The organism is Duganella sp. Leaf61 (assembly GCF_001421905.1).
In the GTDB taxonomy this organism is placed as follows: Bacteria; Pseudomonadota; Gammaproteobacteria; order Burkholderiales; family Burkholderiaceae_D; genus Rugamonas; species Rugamonas zoogloeoides.
The window spans coordinates 129,665-144,065 of record NZ_LMLM01000032.1 but is presented as its reverse complement, the minus strand read 5'-3'; the positions used below and the strand labels follow the sequence as shown (position 1 = coordinate 144,065).

At 61.9% G+C, this 14,401-nt stretch carries 16 protein-coding genes and 2 pseudogenes; 8 read left to right on the top strand and 10 right to left on the bottom strand.

What is annotated here, in order from left to right; translation table 11 throughout:
- Positions 1-16 precede the first annotated feature (16 nt).
- The 7 genes from ASF04_RS24290 to ASF04_RS24260 all read left to right on the top strand — a co-directional run bounded on the left by ASF04_RS24290 (position 17) and on the right by ASF04_RS24260 (position 3,715).
- Positions 17-967, top strand: a complete 951-nt coding sequence (locus tag ASF04_RS24290; protein ID WP_019919670.1) for an SPFH domain-containing protein — start codon at positions 17-19, stop codon at positions 965-967.
- 17 nt (positions 968-984) lie between these two features.
- Positions 985-1,416 carry a DUF4259 domain-containing protein gene (locus ASF04_RS24285; RefSeq protein ID WP_056147559.1) on the top strand — a complete coding sequence of 144 codons (432 nt, stop codon included), beginning with the start codon at positions 985-987 and terminating at the stop codon, positions 1,414-1,416.
- An 11-nt stretch (positions 1,417-1,427) separates the two neighbouring features.
- Positions 1,428-1,874 (top strand): zf-TFIIB domain-containing protein, encoded by a 447-nt coding sequence (locus ASF04_RS24280; protein WP_056147555.1) that lies wholly within the window; start codon positions 1,428-1,430, stop codon positions 1,872-1,874.
- Between the two features lie 18 nt (positions 1,875-1,892).
- Complete coding sequence (locus ASF04_RS24275) at positions 1,893-2,486, top strand: hypothetical protein (RefSeq protein WP_056147552.1); 594 nt, start codon at positions 1,893-1,895, stop codon at positions 2,484-2,486.
- A 94-nt stretch (positions 2,487-2,580) separates the two neighbouring features.
- Positions 2,581-3,192 (top strand): hypothetical protein, encoded by a 612-nt coding sequence (locus ASF04_RS24270; protein WP_156368757.1) that lies wholly within the window; start codon positions 2,581-2,583, stop codon positions 3,190-3,192.
- A 51-nt stretch (positions 3,193-3,243) separates the two neighbouring features.
- Positions 3,244-3,522 (top strand): biopolymer transporter ExbD, encoded by a 279-nt coding sequence (locus ASF04_RS24265; RefSeq protein ID WP_056147545.1) that lies wholly within the window; start codon positions 3,244-3,246, stop codon positions 3,520-3,522.
- Positions 3,509-3,715 (top strand): hypothetical protein, encoded by a 207-nt coding sequence (locus ASF04_RS24260; protein WP_056147541.1) that lies wholly within the window; start codon positions 3,509-3,511, stop codon positions 3,713-3,715. The genes ASF04_RS24265 and ASF04_RS24260 overlap by 14 nt, the downstream gene beginning before the upstream one ends.
- 30 nt (positions 3,716-3,745) lie before the next feature.
- Here ASF04_RS24260 and ASF04_RS24255 read toward each other — a convergent pair whose 3' ends face one another.
- The 5 genes from ASF04_RS24255 to ASF04_RS24235 are packed head-to-tail and all read right to left on the bottom strand — an operon-like array spanning position 3,746 to position 7,614.
- A complete protein-coding gene (locus ASF04_RS24255; RefSeq protein WP_056147539.1) occupies positions 3,746-4,078 on the bottom strand; it encodes a hypothetical protein in 333 nt (110 codons plus the stop codon).
- A gap of 8 nt (positions 4,079-4,086) precedes the next feature.
- Positions 4,087-4,782 carry a TorF family putative porin gene (locus tag ASF04_RS24250; protein WP_229205188.1) on the bottom strand — a complete coding sequence of 232 codons (696 nt, stop codon included), beginning with the start codon at positions 4,780-4,782 and terminating at the stop codon, positions 4,087-4,089.
- On the bottom strand, positions 4,779-6,296 hold the full coding sequence (locus tag ASF04_RS24245) for a S8 family serine peptidase (protein WP_229205187.1): 1,518 nt from the start codon (positions 6,294-6,296) through the stop codon (positions 4,779-4,781). Before ASF04_RS24245 ends, ASF04_RS24250 begins: the two co-directional genes overlap by 4 nt.
- Complete coding sequence (locus ASF04_RS24240; RefSeq protein ID WP_056147529.1) at positions 6,293-7,033, bottom strand: zf-HC2 domain-containing protein; 741 nt, start codon at positions 7,031-7,033, stop codon at positions 6,293-6,295. The genes ASF04_RS24245 and ASF04_RS24240 overlap by 4 nt, the downstream gene beginning before the upstream one ends.
- Positions 7,030-7,614, bottom strand: coding sequence for an RNA polymerase sigma factor (locus ASF04_RS24235; RefSeq protein ID WP_056147527.1), 585 nt, complete (start codon positions 7,612-7,614; stop codon positions 7,030-7,032). The genes ASF04_RS24240 and ASF04_RS24235 overlap by 4 nt, the downstream gene beginning before the upstream one ends.
- A 129-nt stretch (positions 7,615-7,743) precedes the next feature.
- On the opposite strand from ASF04_RS24235, the gene ASF04_RS24230 reads away from it, so the two are divergent.
- A complete protein-coding gene (locus tag ASF04_RS24230; protein ID WP_229205186.1) occupies positions 7,744-8,430 on the top strand; it encodes an alpha/beta fold hydrolase in 687 nt (228 codons plus the stop codon).
- Positions 8,431-8,652: 222 nt separating this feature from the next.
- Here ASF04_RS24230 and ASF04_RS27115 read toward each other — a convergent pair.
- The 5 genes and pseudogenes from ASF04_RS27115 to ASF04_RS24205 all read right to left on the bottom strand — a co-directional run.
- Positions 8,653-9,056: pseudogene (locus ASF04_RS27115) on the bottom strand (IS5 family transposase); the annotation flags it as partial.
- Between the two features lie 42 nt (positions 9,057-9,098).
- On the bottom strand, positions 9,099-9,602 hold the full coding sequence (locus ASF04_RS24225; RefSeq protein WP_056147524.1) for a hypothetical protein: 504 nt from the start codon (positions 9,600-9,602) through the stop codon (positions 9,099-9,101).
- Positions 9,599-10,716, bottom strand: a pseudogene (locus ASF04_RS27110) (transposase). The gene ASF04_RS24225 and the pseudogene ASF04_RS27110 overlap by 4 nt, the downstream one beginning before the upstream one ends.
- Before the next feature lie 21 nt (positions 10,717-10,737).
- Positions 10,738-11,094: an IS66 family insertion sequence element accessory protein TnpB gene (gene tnpB / locus ASF04_RS24210; RefSeq protein ID WP_056147514.1), complete on the bottom strand. Its 357-nt coding sequence runs from the start codon at positions 11,092-11,094 to the stop codon at positions 10,738-10,740.
- Positions 11,095-11,280: 186 nt separating this feature from the next.
- Positions 11,281-14,160 carry a TonB-dependent receptor gene (locus ASF04_RS24205; RefSeq protein WP_056147511.1) on the bottom strand — a complete coding sequence of 960 codons (2,880 nt, stop codon included), beginning with the start codon at positions 14,158-14,160 and terminating at the stop codon, positions 11,281-11,283.
- Between the last annotated feature and the right edge of the window lie 241 nt (positions 14,161-14,401).

The following is a 14,401-nucleotide window of genomic DNA, read 5'->3' as shown; positions in this document are numbered from 1 at the left end:
AACGAAGGAGACCTGGATGGATATCAGTTTCGGCAATGTGACCCTGGTGCTGTTTGTGCTGGCGTTGGTGTTTGTGTTCAAGACCATCAACGTGGTGCCACAGCAGCATGCGTGGGTGGTGGAGCGGCTCGGCAAATACCATGCGACGCTGGGCCCTGGCCTCAATATCGTGATCCCGTTTGTTGATCGCATCGCCTACAAGCACGTGTTGAAGGAGATTCCGCTCGACGTGCCGCCGCAGGTTTGCATCACCAAGGACAACACGCAGTTGCAGGTGGACGGCATCCTGTACTTCCAGGTCACCGACGCCATGCGCGCCTCGTACGGTTCGTCCAACTACATCGCCGCCATCACGCAGCTGGCGCAAACCACGCTGCGCTCGGTGATCGGCCGCATGGAGCTCGATAAAACCTTCGAGGAACGCGACCATATCAACACCACTATCGTCAACGCCATCGACGAATCGGCTGCCAACTGGGGCGTGAAAGTGCTGCGCTACGAGATCAAGGACCTGACGCCGCCGGCGGAAATCCTGCACGCGATGCAGGCGCAGATTACCGCCGAACGCGAAAAGCGCGCGCTGATTGCCGCCTCGGAAGGCCGCAAGCAGGAGCAGATCAACATCGCCAACGGCGAACGCGAAGCGCAGATCGCCCGCTCCGAAGGCGACAAGCAGGCCGCCATTAACCGCGCCGAGGGCGAGGCGGCAGCCATCGTCGCGCTGGCCGAAGCCAACGCCAATGCGCTGCGCCAGGTGGGTTCGGCGATCCGCGATCCGGGCGGCGAAGACGCGGTGAACCTGAAGGTGGCCGAGCAGTACGTGGAGGCGTTCGGCAAGCTGGCCAAGACCAACAATTCCATCATCGTGCCGGCCAACCTGGGCGACATCAGCGGCTTGATCGCTACCGCGATGCAGGTCGTCAAATCACAAAAAGACGTGCCGCTGGTCAAACCGGTGCGGCCATAATTTAGCAGGAGCAGGACATGGGTACATGGGCGGTAGACGCTTTCGGCAATGACTTCGCCCAGGACTGGGCCGAGGATCTGCACGAGACGACCAATATGGACGCCATCGAGAACACGCTCGATACGGCGTTGGCAGGCGCTGACGCCGGTGGCGAACTCGAAGCGCCGCTGGCGGCCGAAGCGCTGGCGGCGATCGAAGTGCTGGCGCGGCTGCAAGGCAAGGGCGGCGCTCGCACCGAGGACAGCGCGGCCATCGACGAATGGGTGGATGCGCGCAAGGAAAAAGCGAAAGGTGCGGTCAAGCCGCGCACCGACCTCGCCGCCAAGGCGCAGCAGGCATTGGCGCGCATCGTGTCCGAACAGTCGGAGCTGCGCCAGCTATGGGAAGAGAGTGAGCATTACGCCGAGTGGTGCGCTTCGGTGGACGACCTGGCGGCGCGCCTGGGGTAAGGAGCGTGGCCATGCTTTGTCCAGCAGACGATACGCCGTTAGCGGCCAGCGCCTCCAACGGCTACGAAGTACATCGTTGCCCGCAATGCCTGGGCGTGGCGGTCGCGGGCAATGTGCTGCCCGCAGTTCGCGCCTACGCGGCGCTGGAACTGCACAAGCAACCGGACCAGCCAGCGCACGTACGGCCCTGTCCCCGCGACGGCAAGATGATGAAATCGCTGCGCTTCAAGGGTGTCTCGATGGACGTCTGTCCCGAATGCCGGGGCCTGTGGCTCGAAGCCGGGAAGTTGCCCCGCTTGCTGGACCTGGCCCACGTCGCGCAGCCGGTGAACCTGGGCCGCCTGGCAGACGGCACGGAAATACGGCGTGAAAGGTCAACGCTCAACCTGGTCGACAAGGTGGAAGGTATCTGGTTGCTTGGTGATCTTGCCGGCTTGTTGTTCAAATTTTGGAAATAAACATCTCTCAAGGTCATCATGGCGACTGACTGGCTTTTCTACTGGGCGACACTGCCATTCGGGCTGATCCTCATCGGTATCGCGGTAGCGCTGCCCTGGTGGCTCTGGCGCTGGTTGCTCGGTCCGGAATATGACCGCATCGGCGTGATGCCGTATGCGGCAGGCTACCTGGCGGCGCTCGCCGGGCTGTTGGTCGTCAGCTTCGGCTATGCCTATCATGACTTCACCGGCTTGCCAGCGGACGGTGTATTCGCGCAAACCAAGTGGTGGACCTTCGTGCCTGGCCGGGGCATTTACATGATGGTACTGTCGCTGCTGTTTGTCTTGCCTTTGCTTGCACTGGTCGGCGTTCCCGTGGCAGCGGTGCTGATACGCCGTCATTGGTTCAACTTCCGGACGGTACTTGCCGTCGTGGCGATTGTGTCGTCAGCGATGACGTACCTGATGTGGTCGACGCCACCAAACAACTGGTCAAAAGCACATCCGCTAGAGTGGTTCACCATTGTGTTGACTGGAGTGTTGCCCGGGACGCTGATGGTCGCCTTGCCGTTCCTGCTCGCAATTCAATACGCGGTGCGTCTTCGGTGCGCAGGAAATGCTGAAGCGGGATAGTGCCGACTATCTGGATACAAAAAATCGATAGGCGTGAGGAGCATTGGACGATGCTGCCGGAGCGGTTTTTATTTCATCTGTCAAAGAAAATATCATGAGCTTCGCATCCAGGTGCTGCGGCATATTGCTCCTTCTATTGTTGGCCTGTTCGAAAAGTGAGCCGGCAAATACCATCGAAGAAATTGAGCTGGTTGACGGTGCACTTACCCGAAAATTTCTGATCCCATCGACGGTCAAGTCGGAAACTTCAGTGCCTTCAATGCTGAATTTTTCACTCCAATATCCCGGCATGGCGGCACGCAATTGGCGCGATGCTCCTCGTGCGGACGAGATAAGGGGCCAGATAATGCTTGGACGCGGGCAAGGCCGTACCGAATGGCTGGTTGCGAACGCTGCAAGTAAAATCGATACCACCAAGCCGGGCCGTCTTTATCGAGATGGCACGTCGGAAGGTTTCGACATCTACCGTGGCATGCTGAACAAGAAAACGATGAAGCCCGAATCGACGCTGTACGTCTTTCGTGACGTAGATGGTCATTTAGTAGGAGTGAACGATCCTGGAAGCTGGAGCGTGAACTATGTCGCATGGACCAAAATCGATCTCGACATGGAGATTCGGTACCATATCGCCAAGCCGCTGGGGAACGATTTCGTGACGATCAATCGCGCAGTAAAGAAGTTTGTTCGCTCGCTTATCAAGCAGTAAGCCGAGCGTGACATTCCCGGCGGTTCCAATTTTTATGACAAGGTAGTCACTATGAGCGACACACTGGTACTGAAAATTTCCGATAATTCCCGCGTCGAGCTGGAAGGGCAGAAAATGGCGTCCACTGCAGAGGTTGCGCAGGCGCTGGAAAAAATTATCCGTGACAGGCCCAATGTGGTCGTCTCCATCGAGGCAGACAAATCAGCACACTACGAAGCGATCGGCATGGCGATCTACGGCAGCACCCGGGCCGGATTCAGCGGTGAACGTTTGCGTGTAACGGTAGGCGGAAAGCCTTTACTGAGTGGTGAAGATAATGAAACGCGTTAACAAGTGGGTGGAAGCTATTTCCCTGCTCTTCATTGGACTGCTGATGTGCTACGGTTCGTGGGGCAAGGAGAGGGTGCTGCCGATCGGCGAGTTTACCCAGGTCGGCCTGGTTCTCTGTGCTGGCGCCGGTGTCTTATGGTATCGGACGCGGCAGGAAAAGCGGTTGCACGAGGATGTAGCGGGAGGTAAATAATTTTTTGAAGTGCTGTTATTCTTGCCGTGCTCACGCGGGCGGGAGCTCAGCGTACCAGTGCGCATAGGGCGTATTCTTGACCATGTGCCGGTTCAAATCCGGTGCGCCATCGGTCCACCACACGGGGCCACGTTCTCCGAGCCCATGCTTGGCCTGGTCCACCGCCGCGCGCGCTGCGCGTTCGCGCTGCTTGTCGCCAGTCTTGCGCGCGGCGCCGACTTCGCTCCGCGCCGCCATCAACTGCTTGACCAGCGCCTCGCGGCGTTCCGGCGCCAGGTCGGGATTGCTCAGCCTCCACAGTCTGCCCTTGACCACGAAGTAGCGTCCATCCGGCGTGTGCGGATGCGGGTCAGCGCTGGCCATGGCCGCTCCTAGAACGCATAACTCAAGCCCAGGCTCCACTGCCGTGGCGGATGCACCGGGTACATGGTGTAGCGGCGGCCGTCGTCCTGCACGTGTTCGCGGGCCAGTTGCAGCGTGTAGCGCCCGAAGGGAATGCCGATGCCGATACGGACGTCGTAGCGCGAGGAGGTGGGAATGCCGGGGAAGTAGCCGCCGCTGAGGTTGCGCAGCAGGCCGATATGGCCTACCAGGTTGAAGCGCGGGTGGACCGGGTAAAAGGTGTTGATCTCCCCGTACAGCACGCGCGCGTCGTAGCCGAGGTACTTGGGCGAGTAGTAGAGCCGGGTGCTGCCGCGCTCGAAACTGAGCCCGCCATAACATTCGCTGAAGTCGTTGTCGTGCGCCTGGGTGTAGGTGATGCGGCTGCAGCCGAGTTCCCAGCTGCCGCCCCCACGCAGGCGCTGCGCGTAGCCGGCGTAGCCTTGCAGCTTGTAGCCGTCGAGATCGCCGATGGTCATGGCGCTGGCAAATGCGCCGCCGTACCAGCCCCGGTCGGTATCGATGTTGACGGTGGCCTGCGGCACGGCGCCGCCCTGGCCAGGATTCTGGCCCCGGTAACGGTATTCCGATTGCACCGCTACGCTGCCGGTAATGTCGAGCTGGGCCGAAGCGCACGGCGCCAGCATCGCAATAAAGGGTAACAGTGCCAGTCCGCGCCAGGTCACGGCACGGGTGCGCGCTGGATGGCGGGAACAGGGCAGGTGCAACTGCATTGACGGATCAGGCGGGAAATGGTGGCGCATGCGTCGATATTAGCAGTCTTGACCATGTCGGCGGGTTGCAACATGGTGCGCAATTGTGTGGGCGAGGCGTCGGGCCGCAGCTCTTCGAGCAAGGCCAGCATGCCGGAAACGTGCGCCGCCGCGTACGAGCTGCCATTGACGAACGACCAGCGCGCGCCGGGCGAGGTGGTCGGGATGTCGTTGCCGGGCGCCAGCAGGCCGGACTCAGTGCCGCTCCTGGTGGCGGCAATTACGGTCGGCGCCGCGCCGGGGCGCGGCTGCGCAGCCACCGCCATCACGCCGCGATGGCTGGCGGGAAACGCCGGTCCGCTGTTTTGCGGATCGATGGCACCCACCACGCTGATGCCGCGCTCGAGTGCGACATCGAGCAGGCGGTCGAGCAGCTTGTCGGGCGGGCCGGACAGGCTCAGGTTAATGATTTTGGCGTTGTTGAGGATGGCATAGTTGAGCGCCTTGGACAGCGTAAAACTGTTGCAGCGGGTGCGCTGGAGATTGGTCTGCCAGCAGGCACGCAGTCCCATCAACTTCGCGCGCGGCGCCACGCCGACAATGCCGCCGTTGCCGCTGCGCGCGGCAATGATGCCGGCAACCGCCGTGCCGTGCAGCTCCGGCGGCGGCGGACCGGCATCGACAAAATTGGTGTTGACCGTGAGCTGGCCTGCCAGGTCGGGGTGTTCGCCATCGATGCCGCTATCGACCACGGCTACCCGCACTTCGCGGCCGGTGGCATGGCGGTGCAGGTCGGCCACGTGCCAGTAGCGGGCTGCTGGCTGCACCTGGTACAGGGCGTCGGCGGCATTGGCGGCGGCCGAATCGGGCACCAGCGCCATGCCGTCGAAGCGGGCCACGCTTTGCGCCCACTCCACCTGCGGATCGCGGCTCAGCTGTTCGATCAGCAGGTGCGGGTCGGCATGGTCGCCGTACTGCATCACGTAGCAGTCGATGCCGAGCAGCGACATGGCCCAGCCTTCGACCACCGTCAGACCGTGCTGGCGCGCCAGCGCTTCGGCGCGGCGGCGGCGCGCGCCGTTGCCGTTGTCGTCCATGTAGCGCCCGCCGTAGGTGGCGTCGGGGCGGTAGTGGGTGGCGGGCAGGCGCAGCATGACGAGCAGTTGGCGCTGGTTCGGATCGCCGGCGCTATCGGACTCCGTTTGGTCGGTGCTGCCGGCGGGCATCACGCCGACGTCGTCGCCGCCCGGAGCTCCGATGGCGCTGTCCTGGGCGACGCTGCGCCAGGCGTGCGCCGGCGCTGTCACGACTGTGGCGGTCAGCAACAGCGTGGCTGCTGCCAGTGCGGCAAAGCTGCGCGGCCAAAGGGCGCTGATTGTCGCTCGCCGGACGGCCAGTGCCAGCGCTGCCAGGAGGCGCGGCCGGCGCGCGTTTGCAGATGGCGGCCGGGAGACCGCCGCCGGCCCGAATAGCCAACGAGCGTTCATGGCGTACCGTTTTCGTCCAGCGCTTCCGCCAGGCGCACCGCCGGATCGTGACGCAGCGCCTCGAGCGCGCGCTGGCGCTCTGTGTCGGCTACCCGCAGCAGGTAGGCATCGGTGACGGTCGGGCCATCCACCACGCGCGCGCCATGGCGTTGCAGGATGCGGCGGAATTCGCGCTCGGTGGTCGCCGGCTCGAATATCACGACCAGGTTGCCGCCGGATGGCGCGGCGCCATTGCCTAAAGCGTGATACGCGGACAGGCTGGCGGTGTCCGCCGCGTCGGGACGCACCAGCAGCGCGGCCATGCCGACGATCACCACGCACTGGGCTGCAGCCGCCCAGCGCAGCCACGACGGCTCGTTGGCGGCGGCACGGCGCCACCACGGCAGCGCGGCACGCAGCGGCACGACGGCCGGGCTGGCGGCTGGCGATGCAGGTGGGCTGGTGTCGGTATCGCTGGCGTCGCCAGACTGATCCTGCGCGCCCAACTGCGGCATCAGGCGCGCCAGCGCCGCGTCCATGTCCAGTCCCGGTGGCAGGACGTCGTCGTCATTGGCGGCGGCCAGCAGCGCGCGTTCGCGCGCCAGATCTCGCCGGCAGGTGATGCAGTGTTGCAGGTGGCGCGCCACCCGACCGCTTTCGTCAGACGACAGCCTGTCTGCCGCATACCAGGGCAACAGCTCTTGTACCGCCTGGTGTTCCGGGCCCGATCCATCGATGTTGAAGACGCCCGCATTCATCGGTTGTTCTCTCTTTCGCTCCACAACACTTCCTTCAATTTCTGCCGCGCGTTGAACATGCGCGTTTTGACCGTATTGACCGGACAGGCGACGATGTCGGCGATGTCGCTATAGGCCATCTCGTGATAATACGTCAGCACCATGACCGCGCGCTGGGCCGCCGGCAGTGCGTCGAGCGCGTCTGCCACGGTTTGCTGCAACTGCTGGCGGTGCATATGCTGCTCGGGCTGCAGGCCGAGGTCATCTTCGTACAACGTGGCGTCGGACTGCAGCGGTTCATCGCTGGCGCGCAGGCCTTTCAGGGTCTTGCGGTAGGCGATCGCAAACACCCAGGTCGAGGGCTTGCACGTGCCGTCGAAGGTGGCGGCTTTTTGCCACACCACCAGCATGGTGTCGTTGATCACTTCCTCGATCAGCGGGGTGCTGCGCGTCATGCGTCCCACGAACCGCGTCAGCCGGGAAAAATACAGTTTATATAGTTTTTCAAACGCAGCGCGGTCCCCGCCCGCCACCCTGGCCAGCAGGCACTTCTCGTCGTTGTCACTGTGAGAGCCCGTCGACAGGCCCAGTTGATGCTGCATCAGCGATCCTCCTTGTTACCGTTGATACCTTGCCGCCTGCAAATGGTTCTACAAAACAGGAAATTATTTTTACGGGCGCATGGTAGCACTGTGCTTGTTCACGGCGGGCATAACTATTAAGATGACAACATGAAAAAAATCCTGCTGCCGGCCGTCATGGCCAGTTCCGCCCTGTTCGCCGCCGCGCCGGTTCACGCCGCGCCGCCGGCCGGCCAGGATGCCTTTGCCGGCGCCCAGGTGCGCGTCGATGTCGGTGGGCGCAAGCTTAATATGTATTGCCTGGGCAAGGGTTCGCCCACTGTGCTGTTCGAAGCGGATGCCGGCCGCGCCGGCTGGGACTGGTCAGCGGTGATGCCGCAGGTAGCGGCCCGCACCCGCGCCTGCGTGTACGACCGTGCCGGCATGGGCGCGAGCGATCCCATTATCCGCGCCGCCTCGGTTGGCAATGCCAGCCGCGACCTCGGTTTCCTGCTCAAGAACGCCAGGATCGAGGCGCCGCTGGTGCTCGTTGGCGTGGGCTTCGGCGCGCTGGTGGCGCAGCAGTATGCCTGGCGCTCGCGCGGCGCGGTCACCGGGCTGGTGCTGGTCGATGCGCTGCACGAAGATGCGTTGCCGTCCGGACGCGACATTCAGTTACAAGCAGCGCTGGGATGCCTGGCGGCGGCCGAGCAGGGCAGCATCGGACCAGGCTGCGCTTATCCTGCGGTTGCCTTCAACGGCGAGACTGGCCCGGCGCTAAAGCCGAAATATCCTATCGTCCAGAAGGAATGGGGGGGGGGACGGTACTGCTGCTCAAAGTACGGAATCGATGGATAGTGAGCAGTGCCAGCGTCTATGAGTATTAATTCGACCGTCAATCTACCAAGGCAAGCATTCATAAGAAATTATGAAAAGAATACTGATTGGAATATCGTTGCTTCTCACGAATGTCGTCGCAAGCGCGCAGCCAAATGCAGGCGCCGAGTGGTGGAGTTATCTGGCTACATACGACGCGGGACCGGGTTCCAATCGCCTTGACATGAGTCTGCGGAAAATTGCGCCCGTTGATCGCCCTAACCACTCGTCTGTTAATGCCCCCTTTTTTCTGCTGCGGGTAATTTTTTGCGAGCGCCTGCGGAACTACGATGGGCTTTGACGTGCGTCGCATCAAGCGCCGCACCGTCCCTATCTATCAGCCCGGCTTGTTCAGCTTGCGTTTGAAGAATCTTCAGCAATCGCTGCCATATGCCGTTACGCGACCAGCGTACGAATCTGTCGTAGCAGGTCTGCCAAGGACCGTATCGTGCTGGAACATCGCGCCACGGCGCACCCGTCCTCAAACGCCACAAGATACCGTTGATCACCCGCCGATGGTCAATATAGGCATGCCCACGATGCGGGTGAGGCGGCAAATGAGGGGAAAGCTGCCGCCATTGCTGTTCAGTTAAATCAGTTCGGCTCATCGCCGTATGACGTAAGCGCTCCACAAACCACAGGCTTGAAGGCTATTTTCGCCCCTTCGGCATCGGCACGTGTGTAATGCAATTGACGACGTTCATGGTCGATAACAGTACGTACTTATCGCTTTCGAGCGGGGTAACATTGGCGAGCCATTTTGCCGTCTCGTTGCTCACGTAGGCGAGTAAAGCAGGCTCTGGATGGCCGGTGGCGAATTGTTGTTGCGCTTGCTGAACCTGCGCGGGATGCATGCCGTCACTGAACTGAACGATGGCGCTATATCGGGCCGCGTGCCGATCCAATTCGTCCTCGGAAATTCGGGGCCACGGCAAGCCCGATTCCTTCATGGCCTGGAAGCAGACGAGCAGCAGGTTCAGGGCGAACTCGACCCTGTCCATCGGTACACCCATCCGTGGCAGGACGAGCACGGCGCCGAGCAAGGTCGGCTGCGTCTGGAACAGCTCATCGGCCAGCACCTCCTTTTGCGCCATGCTCATGGCCTGGACCGCCTCGATGGCGCGTGCGAGGATGGGTGTCGATATTCGGCTCATGCCTGTTCCTGATGGTGGGGCGCTGCGGCGCCGGCCATGGTGGTGGCGAAGTGCCAGGGCAGCAGCGCCTCGACTTGCTCGACAGTGCTGGCGGCCGGCAAGTCGCGCAGCACTTGGCACAGCCAAATGTAGGGCTCAACACCGTTGGCCTTGGCGGTCTGCACCAGCGAGTAGATCACAGCGCTGGCGTGTGCGCCGGCCGGGGTGTCGGCGAACAGCCAGACTTTGCGGCCCACCACAAAGGGCCGGATCGCGTTCTCGCAGCAGTTGTTGTCAATCGGCAGATCGCCGCGCTCGGTATAGCGCACCAACCTGGGCCAGTATTTGTCCAGGTAGGCCAGCACTTCGCCCAGCTTGGTCTGGCCTGCCACGGTCAGGTGTGCAGCGGCTGCAGCAAGGTCGCCGCGCCGATCACCCAGCGCGCCAGCGTCTGGCGTGGCACCACGGCGTGATGGCGCGCCAGCACGTGTTCGAAGCGCGCCAGCGGCAAGCCGTCGAGGAACTTGGCCACCAGCAGCATGGCCAGGAAGTTGGCGCTGGCATTGCTCTTCGCTAGCGGCTGGGGCGGCAGCGCCGCCGTGCGCGGCGCATGCGTGCCACCAGGGCAGGCGTAGCGGTTGCGAACATGGCGCAGCACCCTTACCCGCATCGGTACGATGTCGAGTTGCTCGCTGACTTCCTCGCCGATGACCACCATCGGCGTGCCGCAAGAGCAGGTGCGCTCCTGCCGGCCCGCGTCCGCAGCGGCTGGCGGCAACGGCGCCGTGTCCTGCGCCGCGCTACTCTGTTGCGCCAGGGCTTCGGCCTCGTCGAACAGATGACCCTGCGCGGCCACCTGTTCCGAACTGGCGCCATATAGCCGATGGCGCGCGAGCTTGGCTTGCTCGATCATCCGGATCAGGTAGGCATGGGCCGCACGGGTATCGGCCACTTGCGCCACGGCCGTCTGCAAGGCATCCTGGAACGCCTGTTGCTGGGTTTCTAACAGCGCGACCAGGCCGGCGACGTCGCCAGGCAGCTCGGCCGGCAAGGCCGGCACCGACCAGGCCAGCGGCGGCCGCGGCACCGCGACGGGCGGCACGTTGATGGTCGGATGGTCGGCAGTGGAAGGCATGGCGCATGTTAACAGCTCCCCTTACGAAACAGAAGAGAAATGCAGGGCCTTGTGCGGCGCGTGAGCCCACAGGTCGAAGCCGTCGAGCAGCCATTCCAGCTCTTGCCGCCCGACGCGCCCGGTGGCCTCCTGGCCGGTGCGCGGCCAAGCGAATTTCTCCGCCTCTAGGCCTTTCATCCAGAGGCAAAAGCCGTTGCGGTGCCAGTACAGCACCTTGCTCTTGGTACGCTGGCGGTTGATGAACACGTTGAGCGCCTGACCGAACGGATCGAACCCCAGCTCTTGCCCGACCAACACCGACAGGCCGTTGATCGATTTGCGGAAGTCGATCGGCGCCCGGCACAGGTGCACCTGCGTGATGGCGTAGCCAGGATGCATCAGCGTGCTTCTGCCACCGCGCCAGCGACGCAGGAGCGGCCACCTTGGCGCTTGCCATTGTGCTGCTGCTGTCCTGGCTTGGCGATATAGGGATATGTCAATGGTATATCCGGCGGCACATCCAAGTGCCGCCGCTATTGCTGCACATACACCAGGCTTGGCGTGCGGAGTCTCCTTGCCGATGGCCTACATCTTCCAGCGCAAACCAACCGACACCGAACGTCCGATCTGCAGCGTACCGAAGTTGGTGGTCTGGGCGTTACCCGCATTACCGAAGTGGTAGTACTGCTGCTGCATTTCGTTGGTCAGGTTGACGCCGCTGATATCGACCGACATGTTGTCGTTGATTTTGTACGATACCTGCATATCCACGCTCTTTTCCGGATGACGCCAGATACCGATCGGATTCGCGAACAGGGCGGCTTCGTTGGCGGCCAGGAAGCCGGAGCGCCATACATACGACAGGCGCGCGCTGACCGGGCCTTTTTCGTACGCCATGGTGGCGTTGTAGGACCGGTTGGACACGCCGAAGAACGGGGTCTCGAGCTGGGCGACGATTTCACCGGCGTCGTTAGCGTCGGGCACGTTCTGCGACGAGCTCAGTCGCGTAAAGCTGCCCTGGAATCCCAGGCCGTCCAGCAGGCTCGGTAACCCTTTCGGGAAGTAGATCAAGCCCAGCTCGACGCCTTTGATCGTGCCGTCCGAGGCGTTGACCGGCGAGTTGATCACGTAGTCATAGCCATTCGTGTGGTCGCCACCCGAGGTCGAGTTACGGAACGGGTCGTTCGCCGGATCGACGTGCACCTTGCGGCGCAAGCCCACGACCAGGCCGTCGATCTTGCGCTTGAACACTGTGCCATACAATGCGCTGTCCTTCTGGAAATACCACTCGGCTGTCAGGTCGAGGTTCTTGGAGCGCGTCGGTTTCAGGTCCGGATTGCCACCGCTGCCCGAGCCATAGCCTACCTTCGAGACGTCGTCGCCGAGTTGCAGGACCGGATTGAGATCACCGAAGTTCGGGCGGCGCAAGGTTTCGCCATAGTTCAAGCGCATCACAACGTCCTTGGCCGGATCGTACATCAGGGTCAGGCTGGGCAGGAACTTGCTGGTCGACTTGCTGGCGCTGGACGGGGTAACCGCCTTGGTGGTGGCATCGACCTTGTAGAACGTCATGTCGGTCTTGACCTTGACATAGCGCACCCCGAAATTACCGCGCAGGCGATGGCCGAACAGTTCGGATTGGGCGTTTCCCATCAAGAACAGGTTGCTGGTCTTTTCTTCGACCTCGAACGTCTTTTGCAGGCTGAGTTTGTCTGTTGTCAGGAAGTTCGGATCGGTCGCGTTGAACATCTTGCGCCAGTCGTCGATATGGTCGCGGATGTAGTACGCATTGGGCTCGACCCAGGAGCGGGGAACGTTCGAGATGTCGGTGCCGAAGTTCGAGTTGGTCGAGGCGTACTCGGAACCCAGCGAGGCAAGGTTGCGGTTCAAGGTGCCCGACTGGGTCCGGTTGGCCTCCGACGCCTTGCGGTCGTCGAAGCGTGCGCCGAAGTGGATCGTCTCCAGCGCGCCCCAGTCGGCGTCGAACACACCGGACAGATTGGCCGTCGCGGCGCTGCCCTTGTTGCGGTTGGCGTTATCGTAGAATTGTGCAACGTTCCACTTGGACGCGTTGGTCAGGTCGGCATTGTCGTTGAAGCTGAACGCCGTGTTGCCGCTGCCGGCATTGAAGTCGACATTGATGGAGGGCGCCACGCGATCGATGCGGGTGGCGGTAAATTCCGAATGATAGGTGCTGGATTGGTAGGCCACGTCACCTTCGAGCCGCAGGCGGTCGCCCACATTCCACTTGCCGTTCAGGGCATAAATGCGGGAGTCGGTTGCCGACGTGGTGTAGTCGCCGCTGTTGAAGCCATAGACATTATTGACGGTGCGGCTCTTGATGATGTTCGTTCCCGGGAACGTAGTAATGGTCGAGGCAGGATTGCTGCCCAGATCGCCCCACCAGTCGACAAAACTGAACAGCAAACGGTTGAAGGACTTGTCACGATAACCGTTGTACATCGATTCGAAGGTGTAGACCGAATCGCTGTTCGGCTTCCACTGCAAGGCGATATTGGCGGCAGGGCGCTCACGTTCGCCTTCAACGTCGCTCTGGAACACGGCGTCGCGCGCCAGGTAATACGGATACGCTTTGCCGTTGAAATCGAGTGTTGAACCTGCTGCGGACGGCAAGCCGGCATGGGTGCCAGGCTTCCAGATATTGGTGTCGGTAATGCGCTGCAGGGGCGTATAGCCGGGAGGGACCTCCGCAGCATTGGGACTGGTGAACGGCACCATGGCGCCCGGCGTCACACTCTCGTTGCGGTACTTGGTCCGGCTGGCCGACAGGTTGACCAGGGCGCCGACTTCACCGATGCCGGTTTCCCAGCGGTTGCTCAACATGGCGCTGAGCTGCGGGTTCGCCTTTTTAGCGGGGTCGAGATAAGTCTCACGCGCCAGGACCGACACTTTGGGGCCCTTGAAATCGAAAGGCCGCAGCGACTTGACGTCCACCTGGCCGGCGATGCCGGTGTCCAGCTGGCTGGCGTCGCGTGTCTTGTAGACGTCAATCTGGCGCACCAGGGTGGAGGGAATGTCCTGCAGCGCGACCTGGGTACCCGACGCAGTGAAAATACTGCGGCCGTTCCAGGTGGTCTGGACATCGGGCAGGCCGCGAATCGACAAGGTGCCGACTTCGCCGCCGGCGCGATTGGTGACCTGAATCCCCGTCACTCGCTGTAGCGCTTCTACAACATTGTTGTCAGGCAGCTTGCCGATATCTTCGGCAACGACCGATTCCACGACCTGATCACTGTTGCGCTTGATCGCCAAACTCTTGATCAGCGATGCCTTGACGCCGGTGACCACCACCGTATTTTCAGGCGTCTCGGTCGTGTCGGTAGTGGCTTGCGCCCACACGGAAGCGCTGCTCAGCACGCCAGCGCCCAGCAGTGTGGCGACCGACAGTTTCAAGTAGAGTGGGCGTGCGATGGCAGCCCCGATGCGTCCGCATTGGTTGTCCATAATGTCTCCTTTATGTAATTTTTTTAATGCAGTTTTAGCACTGCGTAAATCATCTTATGGAGACCTTAAATTGTGATCCAATCGTTTATTTTTGCTATCCGATATTGGTTTCAGTATCGCAGCTGCGCAATGCCGCGAACGCGTCGCGAAGCCGATCCGGCTCATCCTGCTATAAACCGTCCACGTGTAGGTGCAGCCGCCCCAGCAAAGCCTTGCAGCCAGTTCAAAAAAACTTGATCGC